The sequence below is a fragment of the Acaryochloris sp. 'Moss Beach' genome, from assembly GCF_021497025.1.
In the GTDB taxonomy this organism is placed as follows: Bacteria; Cyanobacteriota; Cyanobacteriia; order Thermosynechococcales; family Thermosynechococcaceae; genus Acaryochloris; species Acaryochloris marina_A.
In genome coordinates this window covers 3,029,334-3,050,097 of the sequence record NZ_CP071717.1, presented here as the reverse complement: position 1 = coordinate 3,050,097, position 20,764 = coordinate 3,029,334, and the positions used below count along the sequence as shown (strand labels likewise).

Below are 20,764 nucleotides of genomic sequence, written 5' to 3'. Positions count from 1 at the left end.
TTTAAGAGTCTCCTTCCGTTTGCACCAATTGGTCTAGCCAACCCTCAACTTTGTCTTCCCAATTCTCTCCGACGCGAAAACTGCGATTGGCTTGTTCCATCAAAATCCCTTGATCCACCAAGCGGCTGAGGGATTGCTTGAGCCGCTCATTGCTATGGGGCAGGCGACCATCTTTCTTAGCCAACCGAACATAAAAGAACAAGGACATAAAACGACCATAGGAATTATGCTCTGGATCAGTTTCCTTAAAAGCACTTTGCACCTGATCGAGGATAATTTTCCACTGTTCACGGGTGAGAGGGCCAGAATCTTGAGAGCTAAATTCAGACTCCGCTTCCGGATCTTCTTCCGGCAAAAACAGTTCTTTAAATCCTGCTAGGGTTTTAATTTGGACTTGTCCAGCCGTAGCTGCCGCATCAACAAAGGCACTGAAGTTGGTAAACGAAGCAGCATCCGGACGGGTAATCGACGCCACCCCGGCATAGGCGTATTTGACATTAGCCCGCATCAATCGATCAACCGCCCCAAACCGGGTACTTTTACCTTGATCCCGTGCCAGGTTAATGGCTGCGAGTAAGCAGGCGACGGCATCCTCATAGCTAATAGATTGGGTGAGTCGTTTGGTGGGAGTGGTCTCTTCGGTCTCTTCAGTATCCAGCTTCTCTAAATCAATAAATTCATCGGCACTGAGTAACAGCTGATTACTAGCCACTTCAGCTCGTCCAATCAGGGTCACCCGTTTTTTTAGGGTTTTTAAGGCATTCACCAAGGGTACAAAATCACGATCGCCTGTAACGATAATAAAATGTCCAACATCGGGATATTGATAAGCCGTATTTAAACAATCAACGGTCAATTTGACATCAACTGCATTTTCTTTGCCCGTTGAAACATGGATGGGCTCAAACCCTAAGCTATACAGGGCCTGAACTAAAGATTCTTTTTCCCGTCGCCAGTTGGAGTAGACGATTTTCAGCCGCGTATGGCCTTGGGATTGAGAATAATCCACTAAAGATTCAGCCAGGGGAGCCTGAATCCCTTGGGCAGCAATTTTGACATTTTCATAATCCCAAAAAACAGCGACCTCACTGGGTGCCGATTTGGACACAGGGGTTGAGGGTACAGGCGGTGAACTCGTCTGAAGCGGCATCTGAATCTGAAGGTGGCTAGCACTTGCCAGGGCTGCACGGCGGCGATCTTCAGTGGCGATCAGTCCTGTGGCATAGGTTGCAGAAAGGGCTGCCAACCCTGTAACGGAGGCCCGCCGAGTATCACGGTCTGATAGATAGGTAACCCCAAATGCGATCGCAAAGGCCAAAGGACCTAATCCTAGAATCAATCCTTGTTTACTAAGTTGAACCATTGATATCTAGATTCCATGACTTTTACCAATCACCCAGTGCCGACGGAAAAACCGAGATAAGTCCGCTTCTTCCATCGATAAATAAATCGGTCGTCCATGGGGGCAAGTACGTGGATGGCGGGTTTGTTGCCATTGATCCAACAAGTTTTGCATCTCCAACAGATTGAGGGCCATGCCATTGCGAATGGCACTCCGGCAAGCGGTGGCAGCTAAGGCTGCTTCAATACTCTCACATTGACTGAGTTCAATCAGTGCCGCTTCGCAATCAGAGCGTTCTACCAGACGTTGAGGAGCCGAGCGAATGACCCATAGCTGATGGCCAAACTCAGCAATATCAATGCCGATATCCGTGAGTTGCTCCACCTGTCCCTCGGTTAAATCCCGCAGCATCAGGGGTGGAGTCAAGGGCACTAAATGCCAGTCCTGTCCCAGCTGTTCGTAGAGCACCCGCTCATGGGCGATATGCTGCTCCACCAGCCAAACCCCCGTCGGATGTTCAGCCACAATATAGGTACAGTGCAATTGGGCAATGGCCTTGAGGATATTAAAGCCGGAGTCGCTCGCCGCTTGTTCAGGCTGGGGAGACAGTATCGATGGCTGCTGTAAGTGGTAGACCCCTTTGGCCTCCGCCACTTTCATCAACTGGCGAATTTTCTGGGTATGGCCCGAATCCCTCATATCAGCAGGAATTTGCAGCGCCTCCTGAATCGTCGTCGTAATAGCAGGTCGCCACTGGTCTAAGTGCTGAAGATAAATCTCTGTTTTAGCGGGATGTCGATGCCAATCCACATGCTGGGGGTCGGCATGGAGGTGAATAAAGCATAGGGGATGGCGATGGCGGGGTAGGGTTTGGCGAAACGCCGCTAGAATAGTTTGCTCCAAGGGATGAGACTGGCCCGCATCTTCACCACTGACTTGGACACAGCGACCATTGACCGCCACCTTCACCCAATCCGGGCGATGGCGATGGCAGCGATCGGGCAAGCCCAACACAACTTCTACAGCATTGTCTCCCGGTAGATCGGGAATTTGGAAGCGATGATGGCATAAATCCCCGGGTCGCAGGGTCGCTAGTAACTGGGGAAGAATATCCTGAGCCACCTCGGCTGGGGGCAATACTAAACCACAAGCGATTATTTTGCTGAACCTGCCAGGTGACCTGGGGGGTGGCAGAGGGCATGGTTATGGATGATGGTTTGCACCCCCCCCGCATTTGTCGCGCTGGATCGGGGAGGGCTTGTTTGCGGGTGGGCCAGTCCTGAAATAAATCGGCAACGGTGACGACGGTACCGGTTGCGATCGCAACCGTCTCTTGGGCCACCACATGGCCCTGGTGATCATACCGAACTCGGCATCCCTGGGCCGTTCCCATCGGTCGGCTGCAAATCTCTAACCGCCCCATTTGAGCCAAACTATGGAGGGCTTCACCTCGAAAACCGAGGGTATGGATATCCCACAGATCTTCTTCTCGCTGCAGTTTACTGGTGGTGTGGGGAGTGGCAGCTTGCGCTAAATCTGCAGCAGTCAAGCCTTGGCCATTATCAACCACCTGAACCCGCCAGTCTTGGGGCCAAAGGGAAATGCTGATACGATCGGCTCCAGCATCCAGGGCATTATCCAACAGCTCTCGCACCACAGCCCCCAGAGAATCAATCACCTCTCCTGCCGCAATCCGGTGAACTAAATCAGTTCCCAGGGGTTGAATCTGAAGATCGGGGGCGCACTCTACCATCTCAACAGGGTACTGGCGTTAGAAAGTGGTGGATATGCTGTAGATAGGTGGCGGTGTCTTCCAGCATGGGAAAATGCCCTGTTTGGGCCATCCTCACATAGTCAATATTAGGATTCAAAGCTGCAGCCTCTTCCCCCGAGTCAGCTGGGACAATCTGATCCTTATCCCCTGACACAATTAAGGTTCGTATTTGGAGCTGGGCAAACTCTGTAGCCATCGCCATTGCCACCGCCTCACTCACAGCAGACAATAAGGTGCCCAAAGCAGCAACCGCATCTGCACTGACATAGTCTGATACAAACCCTCGACGTTGGTCAGCAGCGATGGACCGATGGAGGAAGCGAGCCATAAATAGTCGATCTAACAGGGGCACTTGGGCCAGCCAGCGAGGCCGTAACCGCACCACCCACTCGCCCACCTGATGAAACTGACGGAATTCTTCCTCATCATATTCAAACAACCCACTACAGGCGAGAATCGCTTGCTGAACTCGCTGAGGATATTGGTTAAGGAACAAGGCACCAATCGTCGATCCCATGGAATGAGCTTGGAGAAACACCTGTGGAACATCCAAAGCATCCAACAGGGCTGCTAAATCCTCAACATAGGATTGAATCGTATAAGTCTCAACTGCTCTAGAAGCCCGAATCAAATCTTGAGACTGCCCAAATCCACGAAGGTCATAGAGTAAACAATCAAAATTGGTAGCCAGTGCTTGAGCAACTGGCCGCCAATAGCGACTTGAGCCTCCCCAGCCATGCAGAAAAACCATTACAGGCTTCTCAGATCCCAACTGACGAGGTTCCTGACTCACCCACTCATAGTAGTGATCATGACCGCGAATGAGAACCTGAGGCATGGAGTTTGACCGAAACGAACTTATGCAGATTCTGGGGTCGAAATTGCGGCAGGATGCACTAACAGCTCAGCCGTCGACCGCTGTTCCACCATAGAACGGGTGATCAAACACTGGGTTAGCTCTTTGCGAGATTGAGACGGCAGCTCATACATCACGTCCAGCATAATCTCTTCGACAATGGCTCGCAGCGCTCGAGCTCCCGTTTTGCGTCGATAGGCCTCTTGGGCGATGGCACGAATCGCATCGGGCTGAAATTCCAGCTCTACACGATCCATCCGCAATAGTTTTTGATATTGCTTTACCAAGGCATTGCGCGGCTCAGTCAAAATCTGACACAGCACATCTTCATCTAGGGCTTCAATTACAGACATCACCGGGATTCGACCTGTAAATTCAGGAATCATCCCAAACTTGACCAAGTCTTCAGCTTCTAAATCCCGCAGCATATCGGCAGTGCGCTGCTCTTTTGCTTTTGGTTCACCTTGGATGAACCCCATGGCTTTTTTACCAGTCCGCTGCTCAATAATTTTGTCAAGACCTACAAACGCCCCACCGCAGATGAACAGAATATTGGTGGTATCAATTTGAATGCAATCTTGGTATGGGTGCTTCCGCCCCCCTTGGGGAGGAACATTGGCTACCGTTCCTTCCAACATTTTTAATAGAGCTTGCTGAACCCCTTCACCGGAAACATCTCGGGTAATAGAAGGATTCTCGCTCTTGCGCGCCACCTTATCAATTTCATCGATGTAGATGATCCCTCTTTGGGCTTCATCTACATCCAGATCAGCGACCTGCAAAAGCCGTAACAAAATATTTTCAACGTCTTCGCCGACATAGCCAGCTTCCGTCAAAGTCGTGGCATCTGCCACCGCAAACGGAACATCGAGCATTTGGGCCAAGGTCTGAGCCAACAGAGTTTTGCCACATCCTGTGGGGCCAATCAACAGAATGTTAGATTTTTGTAATTCAATCGCATCATCCAACTCAGCAACAGAGTCTGCCGATGCCTGGCTAATGCTCAAACGCTTGTAATGGTTATATACGGCAACGGACAAGACTTTCTTAGCTTCGTCTTGTCCGATGACATGTTCGTCTAAATATGATTTAATATCTCGTGGCTTAGGGAGCTGGTTGAGCGACAGTGGAGCAGATTGAGACCGTTTACGCTCTGCCACAGGTGCTCTACTCGCAGCAGGCATGGTGCTTGCAGTATCAAATAGCTCTTCATCTAGAATTTCGTTGCATAAATCCACGCATTCGTCGCAGATATAGACCCCCGGCCCAGCAATTAACTTACGAACCTGTTCTTGAGATTTACCACAAAATGAACATTTGAGATGGGAGTCATATTTAGACATGGCTTTCTCTTAGTGGACTTCACTGACGGCTTCAGAGTGGTTAGGAAGATTTTGTCTAGTGAGGACTTGATCAATCAAACCATATTTTTGTGCTTCTTCTGCGGACATAAAGAAATCTCTCTCTGTATCTGCCTCAATCCGCTCAAAAGGCTGACCTGTATGGCCTGCCATGAGATGGTTGAGGTTGCTCTTAAGATACAAAATTTCTTTAGCTCGAATTTCAATATCTACAGCTTGACCTTGAGCACCGCCCAAAGGCTGATGAATCATAATTCGTGCATTTGGTAACGCCATGCGTTTGCCAGCAGTACCTGCACATAAAAGGAACGCACCCATACTAGCTGCTAAACCAAAACAAATGGTACAAACATCGGGGCGAATATGCTGAATTGTGTCGTAAATAGCCATTCCTGCCGTGATCGAACCGCCAGGTGAATTAATGTAAAGGTAAATATCTTGCTCAGGATTTTCTGATTCCAGGAAGAGGAGTTGGGCCACAATTGCATCGGCAACAGCATCATCAATGCCGCCTCCGTTGGCAGAGCCTCCTCCACCCAAAAAGACAATCCGCTCACGCAATAAGCGAGAGTAAATATCAAAAGCCCGCTCCCCTCTGCCAGACTGCTCAACAACCATCGGTACAATATTGCGAGGCGGCATATAGGTAGGACTGGACTCACCAGACAGACCAGGATAGAAGTGATCAGAAGAATGAGACAAGTTCATGGACCTCAACGTTAATCGTATCAATGGGTAGTGTTAGGGATATCTAGGTGTCGGGCTCTACAGTAACTACCCGCTCACCATATCAACCAGTTATATTATGCCTTAACTCTTTTGGAAAAAGCTGCCCTCGTAGTTAAACTGCCTGGCAACCCGTTATTCAGCATCAGAGTTTGAATCATCTTCTTTGGGCTTGGCAGATGTTTTTTTCGCCTTAGTAGACGTTTTTTTAGTTGTTTTTGCAGTTGAACGCTTAGCTTTTGTACTTGTCTTCTTGGCGGCTGATTCATCCTTGGTCTCATCGACCGCTTCCTCAGCTTCTTTAGCTGACTTAGCTTTTTTTGTAGATGTCTTTTTTGCTACCGATTTAGCAGTTTTTTTAGCTTCAGATGATTCTTCTTCAGCAATAGGAGCGTCTTCCTCTACTTTAGCTGCTGACTCCTCAGCATCCTCCTCAGGTTTTGGCTCAACCAATTCCACATCAGAATGCTCAGTTAACCAGGAAACCACCTGCTTATGTAGCAACTCATCTTCAACAACAGCTTCCAAGCGATCCCGATCAATCTCTTGTCCTTGCAGATCTTTTAAAATCTCTTGACATCGCTGTTCAATAGCATCCGCTTCAATCTTTATCGATTCCGCTTTAGCCACTTCAGCCAAAGCCAATGTTCGCTTCAAGCGAGGAATCGTATCAGACCGCATTCGCTCCTTCATCTCCCCCAACATCTCTTTAGTCACCAGCTTATTGATGTCTAAACCATTAGACTGCAAGCGACTGAGGGTCTCTCGAATCATGACATTCAGCTCATCATCGATCATGCTTTCAGGCAGATCAACATCTAGCTCTTCAATCAAGGCTTCTAGCAGGGCTGCTTCTACATTGGCATCCGTACTGTCTTGGGCCTCTTGCTGATATTGATCCTCTAAAAACTGACGCAATTCTGCTAAAGTCGCAAACTCGCTCACATCTTGGGCAAAATCATCGTCTAAAGGTGGCAACTCTTTCGCCTTGATATCCTTGAGATTGACGGTAAATTCGGCTGAGCGACCGGCCAATTCATCTTGGAAATATTCTGGAGGGAGCGTAACTGCAATATCCTTGGTTTCCCCAATTTGCATGCCGATGATGCCGTCAATCAAATCGTCGATAAACTTCCCTTTCACGAGTTCCAGTTGAAAATCTTGGACAGACTCCCCTTCGGGAGTCTCACCTTCTTCATCAGCGTCTGACTCACTAGGCAAAAAGCGGCTTTCAAAATCGACGAGGGTGACATCGTTAGCAGCTGCAGCTCGATCCTCGATGGGAACCAAGGTCGCATTGGACGATCGATGCTCTTCTAGCACTTCATCAACCTTAGCGGCCTCATACTCTATCTTTTCAGCCGTAACTTTAAAGTCTTGATACGTCTTGAGGGTGACTTCAGGAGGAACATCAACACTAACGGCAAACACAATCGACTTGCCCGGCTCAAACTGAGCGGCGAGTTCATCAAAGGACGAGCGGAACTGAACGTTACCTAACGCTTCAATATCTTCTTGCTTGACCGCAGCTTCAAAATTCTTTTGTACTAAATCTTCCAACGCAGAAGCTTTTAATTGATCTGTGCCAAACCGCTGGAGAATAACCTGCTTAGGTACTTTACCTTTGCGAAAACCAGGGATATTAGCAGATCGCATGAACTTCGTAATCACTTGTTCATACGCTTGACGCGATTGCTCAGGAGAAATTTCTATTTCCAGACTGATTTGACTGCCAGGGAGCTTTTCCTGTGTTACTTTAAGTAGCTCTTTAGTTTTAGACAAATCGATTCCCTCTCCCAGCGGACCAAAAATAATGTGTGAATAATATAACTAATCAAACAGGGTTGTTTGATATTGGTAGAGCTATTCTAATTCAAGTTGTGAGTGCAGCTAAACCTAGATTAACCAATTTTGCCTCAGTTCATGTTCTTAATGCGTTGCTAGCAAACGATATAATTAGTTCTAACTGGGAACCCTAGTGAAGTATAAGCGTCTGACCTTTCCTCACACGATCTTCTAACCACTTCGTCCAAAGTGACTCACCTAAGGGCATAAAATACATCAAAAATTTCAAAGACCGGAGGTTGATGCCCTAAACTAGAGGGAAAGGTTACTTAAGGCAAGACGCAACATCAACAGTAGCCCTTCGATTTCCCACAAGCTTCGAGCCATACTTCAAAGCGGCCCAGCTAGCATTTGTGCAACCAAGACTTTCCAAACTGAACTTTCTTTGATAACTATCCTGAACTTACACATTGAACTATTTATTTAGCCCTTTAATTACAGACGCTGGAGGAATCAAATTTGGGTCAAGCATATAGAGTAGCCATATTAGGGGCAACTGGAGCAGTAGGTGCAGAGCTTATTACCCTACTAGAAGAACGGGATTTTCCGCTATCTTCTCTCAAACTACTAGCGTCTCCTCGTTCAGCTGGGCAAACCCTTACGTTTAAAGGAGAAACCATTAAGGTTGAGGAGGTTAGTGAAGCAGCCTTTCAGAATATAGATTTAGTTCTAGCATCAGCAGGTGGTAGCGTTTCCAAAACCTGGGCGCCTAAAGCAGTGAAGGCTGGAGCAGTCGTGGTTGATAACTCTAGCGCCTATCGGATGGATCCTCAGGTTCCCTTGATTGTGCCTGAAGTCAATCCTGATGCCGTGACTCAACATCAAGGAATTATTGCCAATCCCAATTGCACCACTATTCTGATGAATGTCGTGGTGTGGCCATTACACCAGTTACAGCCTGTACAACGAATTATTGCTTCAACCTACCAGTCTGCGAGTGGTGCAGGAGCGCGAGCAATGGAAGAGGTGAAAGTTCAAGCCCAAGCAATGTTGAATGGTGATGCGCCGCCCACAGAGATCTTTCCTTATCCCTTAGCATTCAACTTATTCCCCCATAATTCTGACTTGAATGCGAATGGCTATTGCACTGAAGAGATGAAAATGGTGCAAGAAACCCGCAAGATTTTTAATGTTTCTGATTTAAGAGTATCTGTCACATGTATCCGTGTTCCAGTCCTTAGAGCCCATTCAGAAGCCATTAATCTAGAGTTTTCTCAGCCTTTTTCAGTTGAGAAAGCCCGGTCGATCCTACAGGATTCCCCAGGGGTAAAGTTGGTAGAAGATTGGCAAGCGAATTATTTTCCTATGCCGATTGATGCAAGTGGACGTGATGAAGTTCTCGTGGGTCGCATCCGTCAAGATATTTCCCATGCCAACGGCCTAGAGTTGTGGTTAAGCGGCGACCAAATCCGGAAAGGCGCAGCGTTAAATGCGGTGCAAATTGCAGAATTGCTGGTAGAACGACAACTGTTGAAACCAGCTGCTGTGGCATCTGCCTAAGCGTACCCGTGCTAGACCACTGTGTTGTGCAGAGGTAAACGCCAATTCATAGTCAAACTATACCTGCACACCATCTCTGTGGAAGGAGCAAGAGTGAGGATCATCTCACCCAGCATTCTAAAAGCATCAATACAGCTTGTTAAGCTTAATCAACCATGAAAACTGGAGTTTGCCATTTTTCGCATGAGCACATTGAACATTAATATCGGAGCGGACAGCGCGTGACCTTCTTCGGACAGATTCTGACAGCCATGGTCACCCCTTTTACTGATACTGGGGAGATGAATTTTTCTGTGGCCGAAGCGCTAGCCATACATCTTGCCGATCACGGCACAGACACCCTTTTAGTCTGCGGCACAACAGGTGAGTCACCCACCTTAACGTGGCAAGAAGAATATGAACTGTTTCAAGTGGTTCATAAAGCAGTTGCCCATAAAGCTAAAGTTATGGCGGGAACTGGTTCTAATTCCACCCAAGAGGCCATTGAAGCAACAAAACAAGCTGCAAAATTAGGACTAGATGGTGCATTGCTGGTTGTGCCATACTATAACAAGCCACCACAAGACGGCTTATACCAACATTTTCGTGCCATCGCGGAGGCGGTTCCTGATTTCCCGTTGATGTTATACAACATTCCGGGCCGTACAGGACAGAATTTGGAAGCTGAGACAGTCGCTCGATTGGCAGAAATTGGCAATATTGTGGCTATTAAAGAAGCCAGTGGCAACCTTGATCAAGTCAGTCAAATTCGTCGTTTAACACCACCTGAGTTTTCAATTTACTCTGGAGATGACTCTCTGACCTTACCTTATCTATCCGTTGGTGCTACAGGCGTAGTCAGCGTAGCCAGTCATTTGGTGGGGGAATTGCTTAAAAAGATGGTTATTGCTTTTGCGGCAGGGGAACCGCAAGTCGCAAAAGAGATTCACCTTAAATTACTCCCTCTATGTAAAGCATTGTTCGCAACCACTAATCCCATTCCAGTCAAAGCGGCGCTTCAATTACAAGGATGGCAAGTTGGGTCCACACGCTTGCCTCTCCCTAAAGCTCCTGATCAAATCATTCAAAAATTGCAAGAAACCTTAACGGATTTGGCATTGCTGTAGGAATAGAGCACCTCCACACCCAAATGCTCCACAACAAGATCAATCGCAATTAAATGCAGGCATTACAGCGTCTGCCCATTACATAACAAAAGACTTTATAGCTAAGGAACCATATGACGGAAACTGAAACGCAACAAGCCCTCAAGATTATTCCTTTGGGTGGCCTTCATGAAATTGGCAAAAATACCTGTGTTTTTGAATTTGAAGACGAAATTATCCTAGTAGATGCTGGGCTAGCATTTCCCACTGATGGCATGCACGGTGTCAATATTGTGCTGCCAGATATGACCTATTTGCGTGAAAATCGCCACAAAATCAAGGGCATGATTGTGACCCATGGTCATGAGGATCATATTGGAGGCATTGCTTTTCACTTAAAGCAAATTGACATTCCAGTCATTCATGGCCCCCGACTGGCAATGGCCTTGTTGCAACGGAAGCTAGAAGAAGCAGGTGTTGCTGGCAAGACAGAGCTAAAAACAGTTGCCCCCCGAGATATTGTGCGCTTAGGCTCTCACTTCTTTGTGGAGTTTATTCGCAATACTCACTCCATGGCGGATAGTTTCACCGTCGCTATTCATACCCCTATTGGGGTAGTGATTTTTACAGGGGATTTCAAAATCGATCACACCCCAGTAGATGGCGAGAACTTCGACTTACAAAAGTTAGCGGAACATGGAGAGCAAGGCGTATTATGCCTGATTAGTGATTCAACCAATTCAGAAGTGCCAGGTTTTACGCCCTCTGAACGCTCAGTGTATCCCAATTTGGAGCGGGTGTTTTCCCAGGCAAAAGGGCGCTTGTTGGTGACAACCTTTGCTTCGTCCGTACATCGCATCAACATGATTTTAGACATTGCCCAAAAACAGGGTAGAACAGTGTCTGTTGTCGGCCGCTCTATGTTGAATGTGATTGCCCATGCTCGAAATCTGGGTTACATCAAATGCCCCGATAGTCTGTTTGAGCCCTTAAAAGCAATTCGGAATCTTCCAGATCATAAGATTTTAATCTTAACCACAGGTTCCCAAGGGGAATCAATGGCGGCCCTATCTCGGATTGCTCGTAAGGAGCACCGTCAAATTCAAATTCGCAAAGGCGATACCGTGGTCTTTTCGGCAAACCCCATTCCAGGGAATACCATTTCGGTCGTCAACACCATTGATCAATTGATGATGCAGGGTGCCAACGTTATTTATGGTCGACATCATGGCATTCATGTCTCGGGGCATGGTTGCCAAGAGGATCAAAAGCTGATGTTGAACTTAACTCGCCCCAAATTCTTCTTGCCAGTCCATGGTGAGCATCGCATGTTAATTAAGCATTCCCAAACCGCCCAGAGTATGGGGATTCCTGAAGAAAACATGGTGATCATCAATAATGGAGATATGGTGGCGTTGACTCCAGACTCCATTCAGATTGATGGGAAGGTTCCTTCTGGGATTGAGCTCATGGACCGAGCAGGTATCTTGAAAGCTCATGTGCTGGAAGAACGTCAACGCCTAGCAGAAGATGGGCTGGTGACGGTCGCTGCCACAATCGGGCTGGATGGTCAACTCTTGACAGCACCTGAAGTTCATTTGCGAGGGGTAGTCACTACCATCGCCATTGATAAATGGCAGGCATGGGTACAAAGTGCTGTTGAATTAGCGTTGAGAAACCGCTGGGACCAGTATAATCAGGCAGATGATCATTCAATAGACTGGGATGGTCTTAAAAGCTATATTGAACGGGAGCTACAAGGCTTATTAAGGCGGGAACTCCAAACCAATGCTACTTTGCTAATGCTTTTACAACATCCACAACAGCCAGCCGGCTTGAAAGCAGATTATGCAGAGAGACGTAAAGTAACGGTTGCACGTTAAGTTTCAGATAGCCTGGCCTAGGCTGAGTCATATATATACTTTGCCTAGGCCAGTTATTTATAACGATACAGACGTTGTAACCTCTGGGTTGAGAACGGAATTTTCAATTAGGCCATTAAGGGCAACTTTTAAGTCGCTGCTAAGGCTTGCTGCCGCTTTTTTAGTTGGCCCTGGGTAGTCAGTAGCATTGAGGGGAAAGCCAATTTTGACATGGACCTCGCAGCCTTGTTTAGGAATTGAACATCCGTAGTCAAGGGCTACAGGCAAGATTTTAATAACTGGGCCAGTTTTTTGTTTTTTTTGAGCTTGAATGGCCAGGCGAGCAAACCCAGGCTTGAGGTATTGGACGTAGCGATCCCGCATGACGTCTCCCTCAGGGAAAATGACGAGCACTTGATGGGATTGTAATAAGTCAATCCCATGCCGCAGTGCAGCAATGGAAGGTTGATCTGGATCAATGGGAAATCCACCAAACTGACGAATAAACCACCCCTGAAAACCGTTCATTTCATTGACTGTGACCATGAAGCGGGGGTCTCGGCCAATCACGGGTCGACCAAAAGTATAACCAACCATGATGCCATCCCATCGAGAACGATGCGTAGGTGCAATGACAACAGGTCCTTCTTGAGGAAAATTTTCTAAACCCGAGACTTTGACGCTGCTGAAATAAGCAGGCAAAACAACCGAACGGCCAAAGAAATAGATAAATGAAGTAAAGGGATGCGAAATGGAAGATGTTATGGATGCAATATTTGCTGATGGTGACACAGCAGTATCTCAGGCCAGAATCTAACTAAAAAACGCTAAATACTTAGCAAGAAAACTCATTTGACCACAAAACGGATTTTCTTGGTATTTCATAACTGTATATAGAGATTGTAGGCCTGTGACGATAGGCAAGGACAGTTAAAGAATCGTCACAATTTTTGAAAGCATAAATAACCCCTTTCCTCACAATATCTACATTGCAATGGAAAGGGGAGAGAGATAGCTCAGCTAGGTTAACTAATACCTGAAATTAATTGCGATAAATAGAGATAATCCAGGTACCCACTGGCTTCATTAAACCGACATCTCCAGGGGAGGAAATCCGGCAGTTGAAAAAGTAGGTTCCACCGGATTTAGGATTCCTGACATTTGAAGCGACAACTTCTATGGCAGTATCAGCTGGAATGACTTCCGTAGGAATGATTTCAATGACACCACTATCTGGATCGACAGTGACAGAATCCACAGGAATATTTTTGCCCTTCTTGAGGTTAAACAATCGACTCTTAGGGGCATGGCGAAGTTCAATCTTTTTTTCTTTGAATTTGCCATCAAAGTAGTCTGGATAGGTAATGTTGATTCGATCAATCGCCACACTCTGGCGCTTGATTTTGAGCCGCCATCGATCGCTCAAATGTTTTGGGGTGCCATAGCTCAAAACATAGCCCAACTGCTGTTTTTGGGAAGGGCCATCACCCCATACAAAACTAAATCCAGGGTTTGTTTGTGCCTCACTGATTAAAGGAACTCCAACTGCTAGAGAACCTGCACAAAGGGCGATACTGGCGAAACGCCTAATGGAGTTTTTTAGGTTTGACATGGGTAGTTTAAACCAAGACTTGAGGGTGAACAAAAAGAAGACTAGTAAATAATACTTAACAAAATCTTGTCTTTTAGCATATCGTAACAGCCAACATCATGTGGCTTGGTTGAAATTGTGACAATTTAAGAGCTGGGTTAATGCAGGGGCGATACACAAGTAGTATTGCAGCCTGGATGTAAAACTGAAGACGTAGAGAATTGATCTAAAGTGCCCAAGGCAGCCCAAAGCTATGTCCAATGTTGATCAACGACAATACGCTGCTGCTTTCCAGCGCAACTGTCAGCCCATCTTGACCGTTCTTAAACAAGAGTTACCCCAACAAGGGATTGTTCTAGAAATTGCGAGTGGAACAGGGGAACATGCTGCTTTTTTTGCCTTACAGTTGCCCCATCTAGGATGGTTGCCTAGCGATCAGACTCATCCCCAACTCACCAGTATTTCGGCTTGGCGACACCAAACTGATGCTGCCAATCTTTATCAGCCGATTGCCGTAGACATCTGCCAACCCAATTGGTCTGAGATAGTCGTCCAGGCGTTGGATCACTATGGGTTAGAGCGGTCTGAGATAGTAGCCATCATCAATATCAATATGATTCATATTGCTCCTTGGCAAGCCACAGAGGGATTAATGGCAGGATCTGCTCGCCTCCTTTCTCCCCAAGGACTGTTGTATCTCTATGGACCATTTATCCAAGCAGACCAGCCTACAGCTCCCAGCAATCTAGCCTTTGATCAGTCTCTGAGAAACCGTAATCCCAAGTGGGGGATTCGGACACTGGAAGAGGTCAACCATCTTGCAGCTCAAAATGGTCTGAGCCTGAAAAAAACTGTGGCGATGCCCGCCAATAATTTATCGGTGATTTGGCAACCGCCTGCCTCAACATCTTTATCTAAACAACCCATCGGGCAAGATAAAGACTAGACAGACTAGGTGGGGGTGTAGCCTGCAGCGGAAATCGCCTGCCGAATTTCTGCATCTGAATGCTGGGATGTTACTTGAACTTGCTTATTATCCAGGTTAGTTTTAATCGTAGCTTGTGTATCTAACGCTGCGATCGCAGCTTCGATTCTCTCAACGCAAGCCCCACAGGCCATATCAGAAATAGTCAGCTGAATCATCTATCTAGACTCCAACTTGAGATTGAACGATGAGCAGATGTTAGGCACTCCTCATCATTCAAATCCTACGTGAGTTAAGCGGCTTTGTGTCGTTTCGGCAAGGCACGAATCTGCTCCACTTCTGCAACAGCCGTAAGAGGCTGCCATTGACAAACGAGCTGCCCATCAACAAGGGTCCACTCTGCCTGAACTTGAGGTTGCTCTGGGTCTTCCTGAAAACGGGCACGTTGCATCCACATAGTCTGCTCCCTGACATTTGTGATTACTGAACTTAGTTTCCAGTCAACATAGTCATAATTCAGTGATCTCAGATCATGAGGAGAGTGATGCGGATCACGCAAGTTGAATCATTGGAGCAGAGGCCTATACTAAGCCATTGGCATGGCTGCATAGTCAATTAATTCCAACACTTTCTGTCGGAGCGTATTCAAGCCCAAACGTTCCTGTGCCGAAATAAAGACCGCCTGTGGAAACTGATCTCGGGCCAGGGCCAGGGCTTCACTACTAACTTGATCCATTTTGTTAAAGGCAATCACTCCTGGCCCCGGTGTAATGGGCATGGTTGCTAGCAGATCTATCACCGAACGCAGATGATTTTCCCAATCGGGATGGGACAGATCAACGACATGCAGTAAAGCATCGGCATCCGTCACCTCTTCCAAAGTCGCTCGAAAAGCATCCATCAACGGTGGAGGTAGATTATGGATAAATCCCACAGTATCCGTTAAGACCAGACTGCGAATCTGGTGAGTTTCAGGATCTGGAATGCTGAGGCGACGGGTCGTGGGATCTAAGGTGGCGAACAGTTGATCTGCTGTATAGGCTTCGGCATTGGTCAACACGTTCAGTAAGGTCGATTTACCTGCATTGGTATAGCCCACCACCGCCACCGAGGGTACCCGCTGATGCTGACGACGTTGACGCAGACGAGAGCGATGGGCCTGTAACTGATTAACTGCCTGTTGCAACGTATTGATTCGGCGCTGAATCGCTCGGCGTTCCGTTTCTAGCTTGGTTTCTCCCGGTCCTCGGGTACCAATTCCGCCTCCCAGGCGAGACATGGCCTGCCCTCGCCCCGCCAATCGAGGCAGCATATACTCCAACTGCGCAAGTTCCACCTGCAATTTTCCAGCCTGGGACTGAGCCCGCTGAGCAAAAATATCTAAAATAACTTCAGTACGATCGACGACACGAATGCCAATTTGGGTCTCTAGATTGCGCACCTGGGAAGGAGAGAGATCCCGATTGAAGACAATCAGGGTTATACCTAAAGTCTGGGCCCTGAGAGCTATTTCCTTGACTTTACCTGCACCCACTACGGTTTGAGGATGGGGATGCGATCGCTTCTGGTGAATCGTCTCTACCACCACGCCTCCAGCACTTTCGACCAATAGTGCTACTTCTGCCAAATTCGCCTTCATCTCTTGCTGAGAGATATTTTGAGGCGTCACCCCAACCATCAAAACCTGTTCAGATGTTGCTGATGAATCGGAGGAACCTGTGGGAAGAGACCGCCCAAACTCAGACTCTAAGGCTTCAACCAGATCCATCAAATCCTGTTGAGCCAGTTGTTCAAGACTCAAGGGAGAAGAAATGGTCCAAGGAGTCGTTGGATCGGGAACCAAATGGGCAAGGTAGGTCGATCTCACATATCCCGTAGCCCCACCGCCTCGACGCTCAAAGCCCGATCCAGTCATCGTGAGCACCGCCAACGCATCTAAGCGCTGTAAGGCCATCGCTGTTAACGCAGATTCCTTGGGAACATCTTGCTTGAGAGTCGTAGCGACACAGCGTATACCACTCAAGCGGTCTGCACCATATCGAGGCAATTCTAAGGGGGGGATTTGGGTTTGACGGGGCGACCCGACCCCCACCCGAATCACCTGGCCACGACGGTTGAGATAAGTGCTAATGGGTTGATGAATATCCGTACTGATGGCAGCCAATCGCTGGGCAAAGTCAGACGTCGTGATCCGATCACTTGGAAGCCGCTGGTGGTAGAGGCGCCGCAGCTGCTTGATTTGACTAGACTTTAAGCCTTTGAGATTGCCGTAAATCGTTTCGATAAGCCCTACCTGCCTTGCGAAAGCAAGGCGACATCATTGCTCCTCAATTGTAGAGTTGCCGAAAAAAAACTGGCAATGGCCGTCAACGATCCTTAATGAGGATTATTTTTTTCTGGGACTTAAAGTAGGCTTCTAGAACTTTTAAGGCAATGGGACCTGCCGTGGATCCCCCCGCCCCCCGCCTGTATTTTCGCCAAATGCAACCACCACAATTTCTGGGTTATTAAAGGGAGCATAGGCTCCAAACCAGGTGTGAGATGAGCGAGGTGGATCTTCAGCGGTCCCACTTTTACCTGCAGCAGGAGGGATACTAGGCACATTCAACGCCTGTCCTGTACCGCTGGTGACCACTGCTCGTAAACCCGATCTGATGATGTTTAAAGTCTTAGGTTGTAAATTCAGCGAGGTCTGCCATTTGTCATCGGGTTGATCGGACTGAAATAAGTGAGGTTTGACTTTATATCCCCCATTAGCAATGGCAGCAAAAATGAGGGAGACCTGGAGGGGACTGAGTTGCACAGCACCCTGACCGATGGAGACCATAACGGTATCGGCTGGATACCAGGCGTCTTTAAACACCTCTTTTTTCCAAGCCGGATCTGGAATAAACCCAGAAGATTCTCCTGGGATATCAATGCCAGTTTTCTCACCAACCCCTAAACGTTTAGCCCATTCAATCAAAATTTTGGGACTGGTCCCTACTCCTACGCGACCAAAAAAGGTATTGCTACTCCACTGCAGTGCCGTTTGGAAACCGATGACGCCAAATCCTGCTCCATTCCAATCCCCCACACCATGCACGGATGCTGAGGTTGCCACTAGAGCATTAGGTGAATATTTTCCGGATTCTATCCCTGCGATCGCAGTTGCAATCTTGAAGGTACTAGCAGGTGGAAAGGCCTGCATAGCCCGATTGACAAAGGGGAATTTACGATTTTGTAGTTCCTGCCATTGCTTTTCCGTCACCCGTTTAGCAAACCAGTTGGGATTAAATCCCGGATAGCTCACCATGGCAATAATGGAGCCATTCTTAGGGTTGATGGCAACCACAGCGCCTTGCCGTTTCCCTAAGGCTTTTTCTGCTGCCTTTTGCACATCTAGATCCAGGGTGAGCTTCACATCCTCCCCAGCGATGGGCAATTTTTGGCCCAGAATTTGGACAATCCGGCCAGCACCATCTACCTCAATTTGGTTACCGCCCCAGGTTCCCCGTAACTTTTGTTCGTAGGAGGATTCAATCCCTAATTGACCCACCACATCTCCTAGGCGGTACGGCTGGTCCTGTTTGCGGGCTAGTTCTTCTTCGTTAATCTCACCGATATAGCCAATCACCTGGGAAGCCAATTCACCATGCGGGTAGTAGCGAATGGCTTCCTTGTCGATTTCGACCCCCACAATATCGCTCATCCGCTCGGACAACGCTACCACTTGCGGAAAGCTCAGTCCTTGAGCAACACGGACTAAGGAGGTGGAGTTATGGCCTTCTACTTCAACTCGTTCTTGAATCTCCGTTTCTGGAATTTTGAGAATAGAAGATAGAACATCTACCGTTTGAGACCACTTCTCATCTTTTTGAGCAATCGGCCAGACGAAGACGGAATAGGTATAGGTGCTGTTCGCGAGAATCCGACCTTTGCGGTCTAATATTTTTCCCCGTTCAGGGCGCTTGGGAATCAAACGAACCCGATTTTCCTCCGCTCGCTGCAGATTCAGAGACCCTTCCGTAATTTGTAAAAAACTGAGACGAGGAACAATGGCTCCAAACAATAAAAGACTGATGAAGCCACCAAAAACAAACTTACGAGGCCCCGATCCGACGCTGCGCTGAGAACGCTGACGTCGTGGTAAAGAAAAGGATTGGTTAGAAAGCGACATTGATCCTGCAGGATAGGGCATACTCGCATCAACCGCATTGAATCGGTAAGAAGCGCCTAATCTTCAAAAAAAGCTCTAGCTAAGGCTACCGCGACATTCTAGCCCATTAAACCCCAGAAGCGTACAGCGACTCTTTCCGTCAACATGCTATTTTCTATCCTAAGTGTTAAGCTTACGAACGTCCAAGCAGGCCATACCAGTGCAGCCCCATCAAGAACGGTAATGCATGACTCTGCTGGATCGCCTATGGACTCGTACAGCCTCGGTGTGGAGTGTATTGTCCAATGTCTTTTATATCTGAATTTAAACATAAAAAGCGTCACTAAAAGCGATCGCATCATTCAACCTGACAAATTGGCGCGAAAAGTGGCAGATGCAGCGAAAGATATCAACTTATTTGGGACCGATGGGATTCGGGGCCAAGTCGGGCAGCACCTAACTCCTCAGTTAGCGCTCCAGGTTGGATTTTGTGCAGGATTAGAGTTGGGAAAAAGCTCCGCTCCTCATCAGCCATTTATTTTGGGACAAGACTCTCGCAATTCCAGCGATATGCTGGCCATGGCTCTCTCTGCAGGTCTGACCGCAGCGGGTTTGGATGTTTGGTACTTAGGTTTATGCCCAACCCCCACCGTTGCTTACTTAACCCATCAAACCGATGCAGTCGGAGGGGTAATGGTTTCTGCTAGCCATAATCCACCTGCAGATAACGGCATTAAATTTTTTCAAACGGATGGTACCAAGCTACCTCCATCCGTTCAAAGCAATATTGAAAGACGTATTAAAGCCTCTAGTCCATCACCAACCAGTGCTGCATGGGGACGTCACTATTACCGACCTGAACTTGCACAAGCTTATACGGATGCGATTCAAGGTCCACTTCAGTCTCAAGTAAGTTTTCAAGGATTAAAAGTTGTCTTAGATTTAGCCTGGGGGGCTGCCACTCAGCTCGCTCCCAAGGTCTTTCAAGCTTTAGGTGCAGAGGTCATTTGTCTGCACGATCAGCCTGATGGTGATCGAATCAATGTCAATTGTGGTTCAACTCATTTAGAACCTTTGAAAGCCGCCGTTGACTTGCATGATGCCGATGTAGGATTTGCCTTTGATGGTGATGCCGATCGCGTGTTGGCGATTGACTGCCAGGGCCGAACGGTAGATGGCGACTATATTCTTTACCTTTGGGGTAAGGCACTGCAGGAGCAAAAACAGCTGCCCAATGATCTGATTGTGGCAACCGTGATGTCCAACCTAGGGTTTGAACTCGCTTGGCAACAGCAAGGGGGAACCTTAATTCGTGCAGATGTCGGCGACCAAAATGTCCATGCCGAGATGCTGAATCATGGCTCCATGCTAGGGGGCGAACAGTCCGGTCATATTTTGTGCCCTCACTATGGTGTCAGTGGCGATGGTCTGTTAACAGCCTTGCATCTAGCAACGATTATTTGCCAAAACAAAACGCGTCTATCTTGCTTGGTGGATGATAGCTTTCAAACTTACCCCCAGATCCTCAAAAATGTGCGGGTAGAAGATAGGGATCGCAGGCGGAATTGGCAGGAGTGCCAACCACTCCAAACCCTGATTGATCAAGCCACAGATGATATGGGTGATCAAGGTCGAATTTTAGTCCGAGCCTCCGGCACAGAACCCCTGATTCGCGTCATGGTGGAAGCCCGTGATATGGGAATGGTCACCCATTGGACGGACCGATTAGTCGGCGCAGTTGAAACTCATCTAGCCTAGA

At 47.7% G+C, this 20,764-nt stretch carries 16 protein-coding genes and 2 pseudogenes; 5 read left to right on the top strand and 13 right to left on the bottom strand.

Annotation, left to right across the window (positions count from 1 at the left end; all coding sequences use genetic code 11):
• Window position 1: 1 nt before the first annotated feature.
• The 7 genes and pseudogenes from HRE53_RS14405 to tig all read right to left on the bottom strand — a co-directional run bounded on the left by HRE53_RS14405 (window position 2) and on the right by tig (window position 7,841).
• Window positions 2–1,363, bottom strand: a complete 1,362-nt coding sequence (locus tag HRE53_RS14405) for an NYN domain-containing protein (protein ID WP_212664050.1) — start codon at window positions 1,361–1,363, stop codon at window positions 2–4.
• A 6-nt stretch (window positions 1,364–1,369) separates the two neighbouring features.
• Window positions 1,370–2,479 carry a DNA mismatch repair endonuclease MutL gene (gene mutL / locus HRE53_RS35185; protein ID WP_235106945.1) on the bottom strand — a complete coding sequence of 370 codons (1,110 nt, stop codon included), beginning with the start codon at window positions 2,477–2,479 and terminating at the stop codon, window positions 1,370–1,372.
• Window positions 2,480–2,528: 49 nt separating this feature from the next.
• Window positions 2,529–3,095 (bottom strand): annotated as a pseudogene (gene mutL, locus HRE53_RS35180) (DNA mismatch repair endonuclease MutL); the annotation flags it as partial.
• A gap of 1 nt (window position 3,096) precedes the next feature.
• Window positions 3,097–3,954, bottom strand: coding sequence for an alpha/beta fold hydrolase (locus tag HRE53_RS14390; RefSeq protein ID WP_212664048.1), 858 nt, complete (start codon window positions 3,952–3,954; stop codon window positions 3,097–3,099).
• A gap of 20 nt (window positions 3,955–3,974) precedes the next feature.
• On the bottom strand, window positions 3,975–5,315 hold the full coding sequence (gene clpX, locus HRE53_RS14385; protein ID WP_212664047.1) for an ATP-dependent protease ATP-binding subunit ClpX: 1,341 nt from the start codon (window positions 5,313–5,315) through the stop codon (window positions 3,975–3,977).
• Window positions 5,316–5,324: 9 nt separating this feature from the next.
• The gene (gene clpP, locus HRE53_RS14380) at window positions 5,325–6,041 is read right to left on the bottom strand and encodes an ATP-dependent Clp endopeptidase proteolytic subunit ClpP (RefSeq protein WP_315874856.1); all 717 of its coding nucleotides are present in this window, start codon (window positions 6,039–6,041) and stop codon (window positions 5,325–5,327) included.
• Between the two features lie 153 nt (window positions 6,042–6,194).
• Entirely contained in the window at window positions 6,195–7,841 is a 1,647-nt protein-coding gene (gene tig, locus HRE53_RS14375) for a trigger factor (protein ID WP_235106944.1), read from the bottom strand.
• A 522-nt stretch (window positions 7,842–8,363) separates the two neighbouring features.
• On the opposite strand from tig, the gene HRE53_RS14370 reads away from it, so the two are divergent.
• The 3 genes from HRE53_RS14370 to HRE53_RS14360 all read left to right on the top strand — a co-directional run bounded on the left by HRE53_RS14370 (window position 8,364) and on the right by HRE53_RS14360 (window position 12,372).
• Window positions 8,364–9,404, top strand: a complete 1,041-nt coding sequence (locus HRE53_RS14370) for an aspartate-semialdehyde dehydrogenase (RefSeq protein WP_235106943.1) — start codon at window positions 8,364–8,366, stop codon at window positions 9,402–9,404.
• 221 nt (window positions 9,405–9,625) lie between these two features.
• Window positions 9,626–10,510, top strand: coding sequence for a 4-hydroxy-tetrahydrodipicolinate synthase (dapA, locus tag HRE53_RS14365; RefSeq protein ID WP_212664044.1), 885 nt, complete (start codon window positions 9,626–9,628; stop codon window positions 10,508–10,510).
• Between the two features lie 113 nt (window positions 10,511–10,623).
• On the top strand, window positions 10,624–12,372 hold the full coding sequence (locus tag HRE53_RS14360; protein ID WP_212664043.1) for a ribonuclease J: 1,749 nt from the start codon (window positions 10,624–10,626) through the stop codon (window positions 12,370–12,372).
• 57 nt (window positions 12,373–12,429) lie between these two features.
• On the opposite strand, the gene HRE53_RS14355 is transcribed toward HRE53_RS14360, so the two are convergent.
• Both HRE53_RS14355 and HRE53_RS14350 read right to left on the bottom strand, forming a co-directional pair.
• Window positions 12,430–13,143 (bottom strand): 1-acyl-sn-glycerol-3-phosphate acyltransferase, encoded by a 714-nt coding sequence (locus tag HRE53_RS14355; RefSeq protein ID WP_212664042.1) that lies wholly within the window; start codon window positions 13,141–13,143, stop codon window positions 12,430–12,432.
• Window positions 13,144–13,393: 250 nt separating this feature from the next.
• The gene (locus tag HRE53_RS14350; RefSeq protein ID WP_212664041.1) at window positions 13,394–13,963 is read right to left on the bottom strand and encodes a DUF2808 domain-containing protein; all 570 of its coding nucleotides are present in this window, start codon (window positions 13,961–13,963) and stop codon (window positions 13,394–13,396) included.
• Window positions 13,964–14,195: 232 nt separating this feature from the next.
• Here HRE53_RS14350 and HRE53_RS14345 point away from each other — a divergent pair, with 232 nt between their 5' ends.
• On the top strand, window positions 14,196–14,888 hold the full coding sequence (locus tag HRE53_RS14345) for a DUF938 domain-containing protein (protein WP_235106942.1): 693 nt from the start codon (window positions 14,196–14,198) through the stop codon (window positions 14,886–14,888).
• A gap of 5 nt (window positions 14,889–14,893) precedes the next feature.
• Here the strand turns inward: HRE53_RS14345 and HRE53_RS14340 are convergent, their stop codons facing one another.
• The 4 genes and pseudogenes from HRE53_RS14340 to mrdA all read right to left on the bottom strand — a co-directional run bounded on the left by HRE53_RS14340 (window position 14,894) and on the right by mrdA (window position 19,026).
• Window positions 14,894–15,085 (bottom strand): heavy-metal-associated domain-containing protein, encoded by a 192-nt coding sequence (locus tag HRE53_RS14340; RefSeq protein WP_212664039.1) that lies wholly within the window; start codon window positions 15,083–15,085, stop codon window positions 14,894–14,896.
• Window positions 15,086–15,159: 74 nt separating this feature from the next.
• Window positions 15,160–15,324 carry a hypothetical protein gene (locus HRE53_RS14335; RefSeq protein ID WP_212664038.1) on the bottom strand — a complete coding sequence of 55 codons (165 nt, stop codon included), beginning with the start codon at window positions 15,322–15,324 and terminating at the stop codon, window positions 15,160–15,162.
• Window positions 15,325–15,453: 129 nt separating this feature from the next.
• On the bottom strand, window positions 15,454–17,151 hold the full coding sequence (hflX, locus tag HRE53_RS14330; RefSeq protein ID WP_212666092.1) for a GTPase HflX: 1,698 nt from the start codon (window positions 17,149–17,151) through the stop codon (window positions 15,454–15,456).
• An 82-nt stretch (window positions 17,152–17,233) separates the two neighbouring features.
• Window positions 17,234–19,026, bottom strand: a pseudogene (mrdA, locus tag HRE53_RS14325) (penicillin-binding protein 2).
• Between the two features lie 246 nt (window positions 19,027–19,272).
• Here mrdA and glmM point away from each other — a divergent pair.
• Window positions 19,273–20,763: a phosphoglucosamine mutase gene (glmM, locus tag HRE53_RS14320; RefSeq protein WP_235106939.1), complete on the top strand. Its 1,491-nt coding sequence runs from the start codon at window positions 19,273–19,275 to the stop codon at window positions 20,761–20,763.
• The last annotated feature ends 1 nt before the right edge of the window (window position 20,764 follow it).

What these genes read in the sequence shown, in the direction of transcription:
- HRE53_RS14405 (WP_212664050.1), bottom strand. Translation starts at nt 1,363, where the DNA reads ATGGTTCAACTTAGTAAACAAGGATTGATTCTAGGATTAGGTCCTTTG.
- HRE53_RS14390 (WP_212664048.1), bottom strand. Translation starts at nt 3,954, where the DNA reads ATGCCTCAGGTTCTCATTCGCGGTCATGATCACTACTATGAGTGGGTG.
- clpX (WP_212664047.1), bottom strand. Translation starts at nt 5,315, where the DNA reads ATGTCTAAATATGACTCCCATCTCAAATGTTCATTTTGTGGTAAATCT.
- clpP (WP_315874856.1), bottom strand. Translation starts at nt 6,041, where the DNA reads ATGAACTTGTCTCATTCTTCTGATCACTTCTATCCTGGTCTGTCTGGT.
- HRE53_RS14360 (WP_212664043.1), top strand. Translation starts at nt 10,624, where the DNA reads ATGACGGAAACTGAAACGCAACAAGCCCTCAAGATTATTCCTTTGGGT.
- HRE53_RS14350 (WP_212664041.1), bottom strand. Translation starts at nt 13,963, where the DNA reads ATGTCAAACCTAAAAAACTCCATTAGGCGTTTCGCCAGTATCGCCCTT.
- HRE53_RS14345 (WP_235106942.1), top strand. Translation starts at nt 14,196, where the DNA reads ATGTCCAATGTTGATCAACGACAATACGCTGCTGCTTTCCAGCGCAAC.
- HRE53_RS14340 (WP_212664039.1), bottom strand. Translation starts at nt 15,085, where the DNA reads ATGATTCAGCTGACTATTTCTGATATGGCCTGTGGGGCTTGCGTTGAG.
- HRE53_RS14335 (WP_212664038.1), bottom strand. Translation starts at nt 15,324, where the DNA reads ATGTGGATGCAACGTGCCCGTTTTCAGGAAGACCCAGAGCAACCTCAA.
- glmM (WP_235106939.1), top strand. Translation starts at nt 19,273, where the DNA reads ATGGACTCGTACAGCCTCGGTGTGGAGTGTATTGTCCAATGTCTTTTA.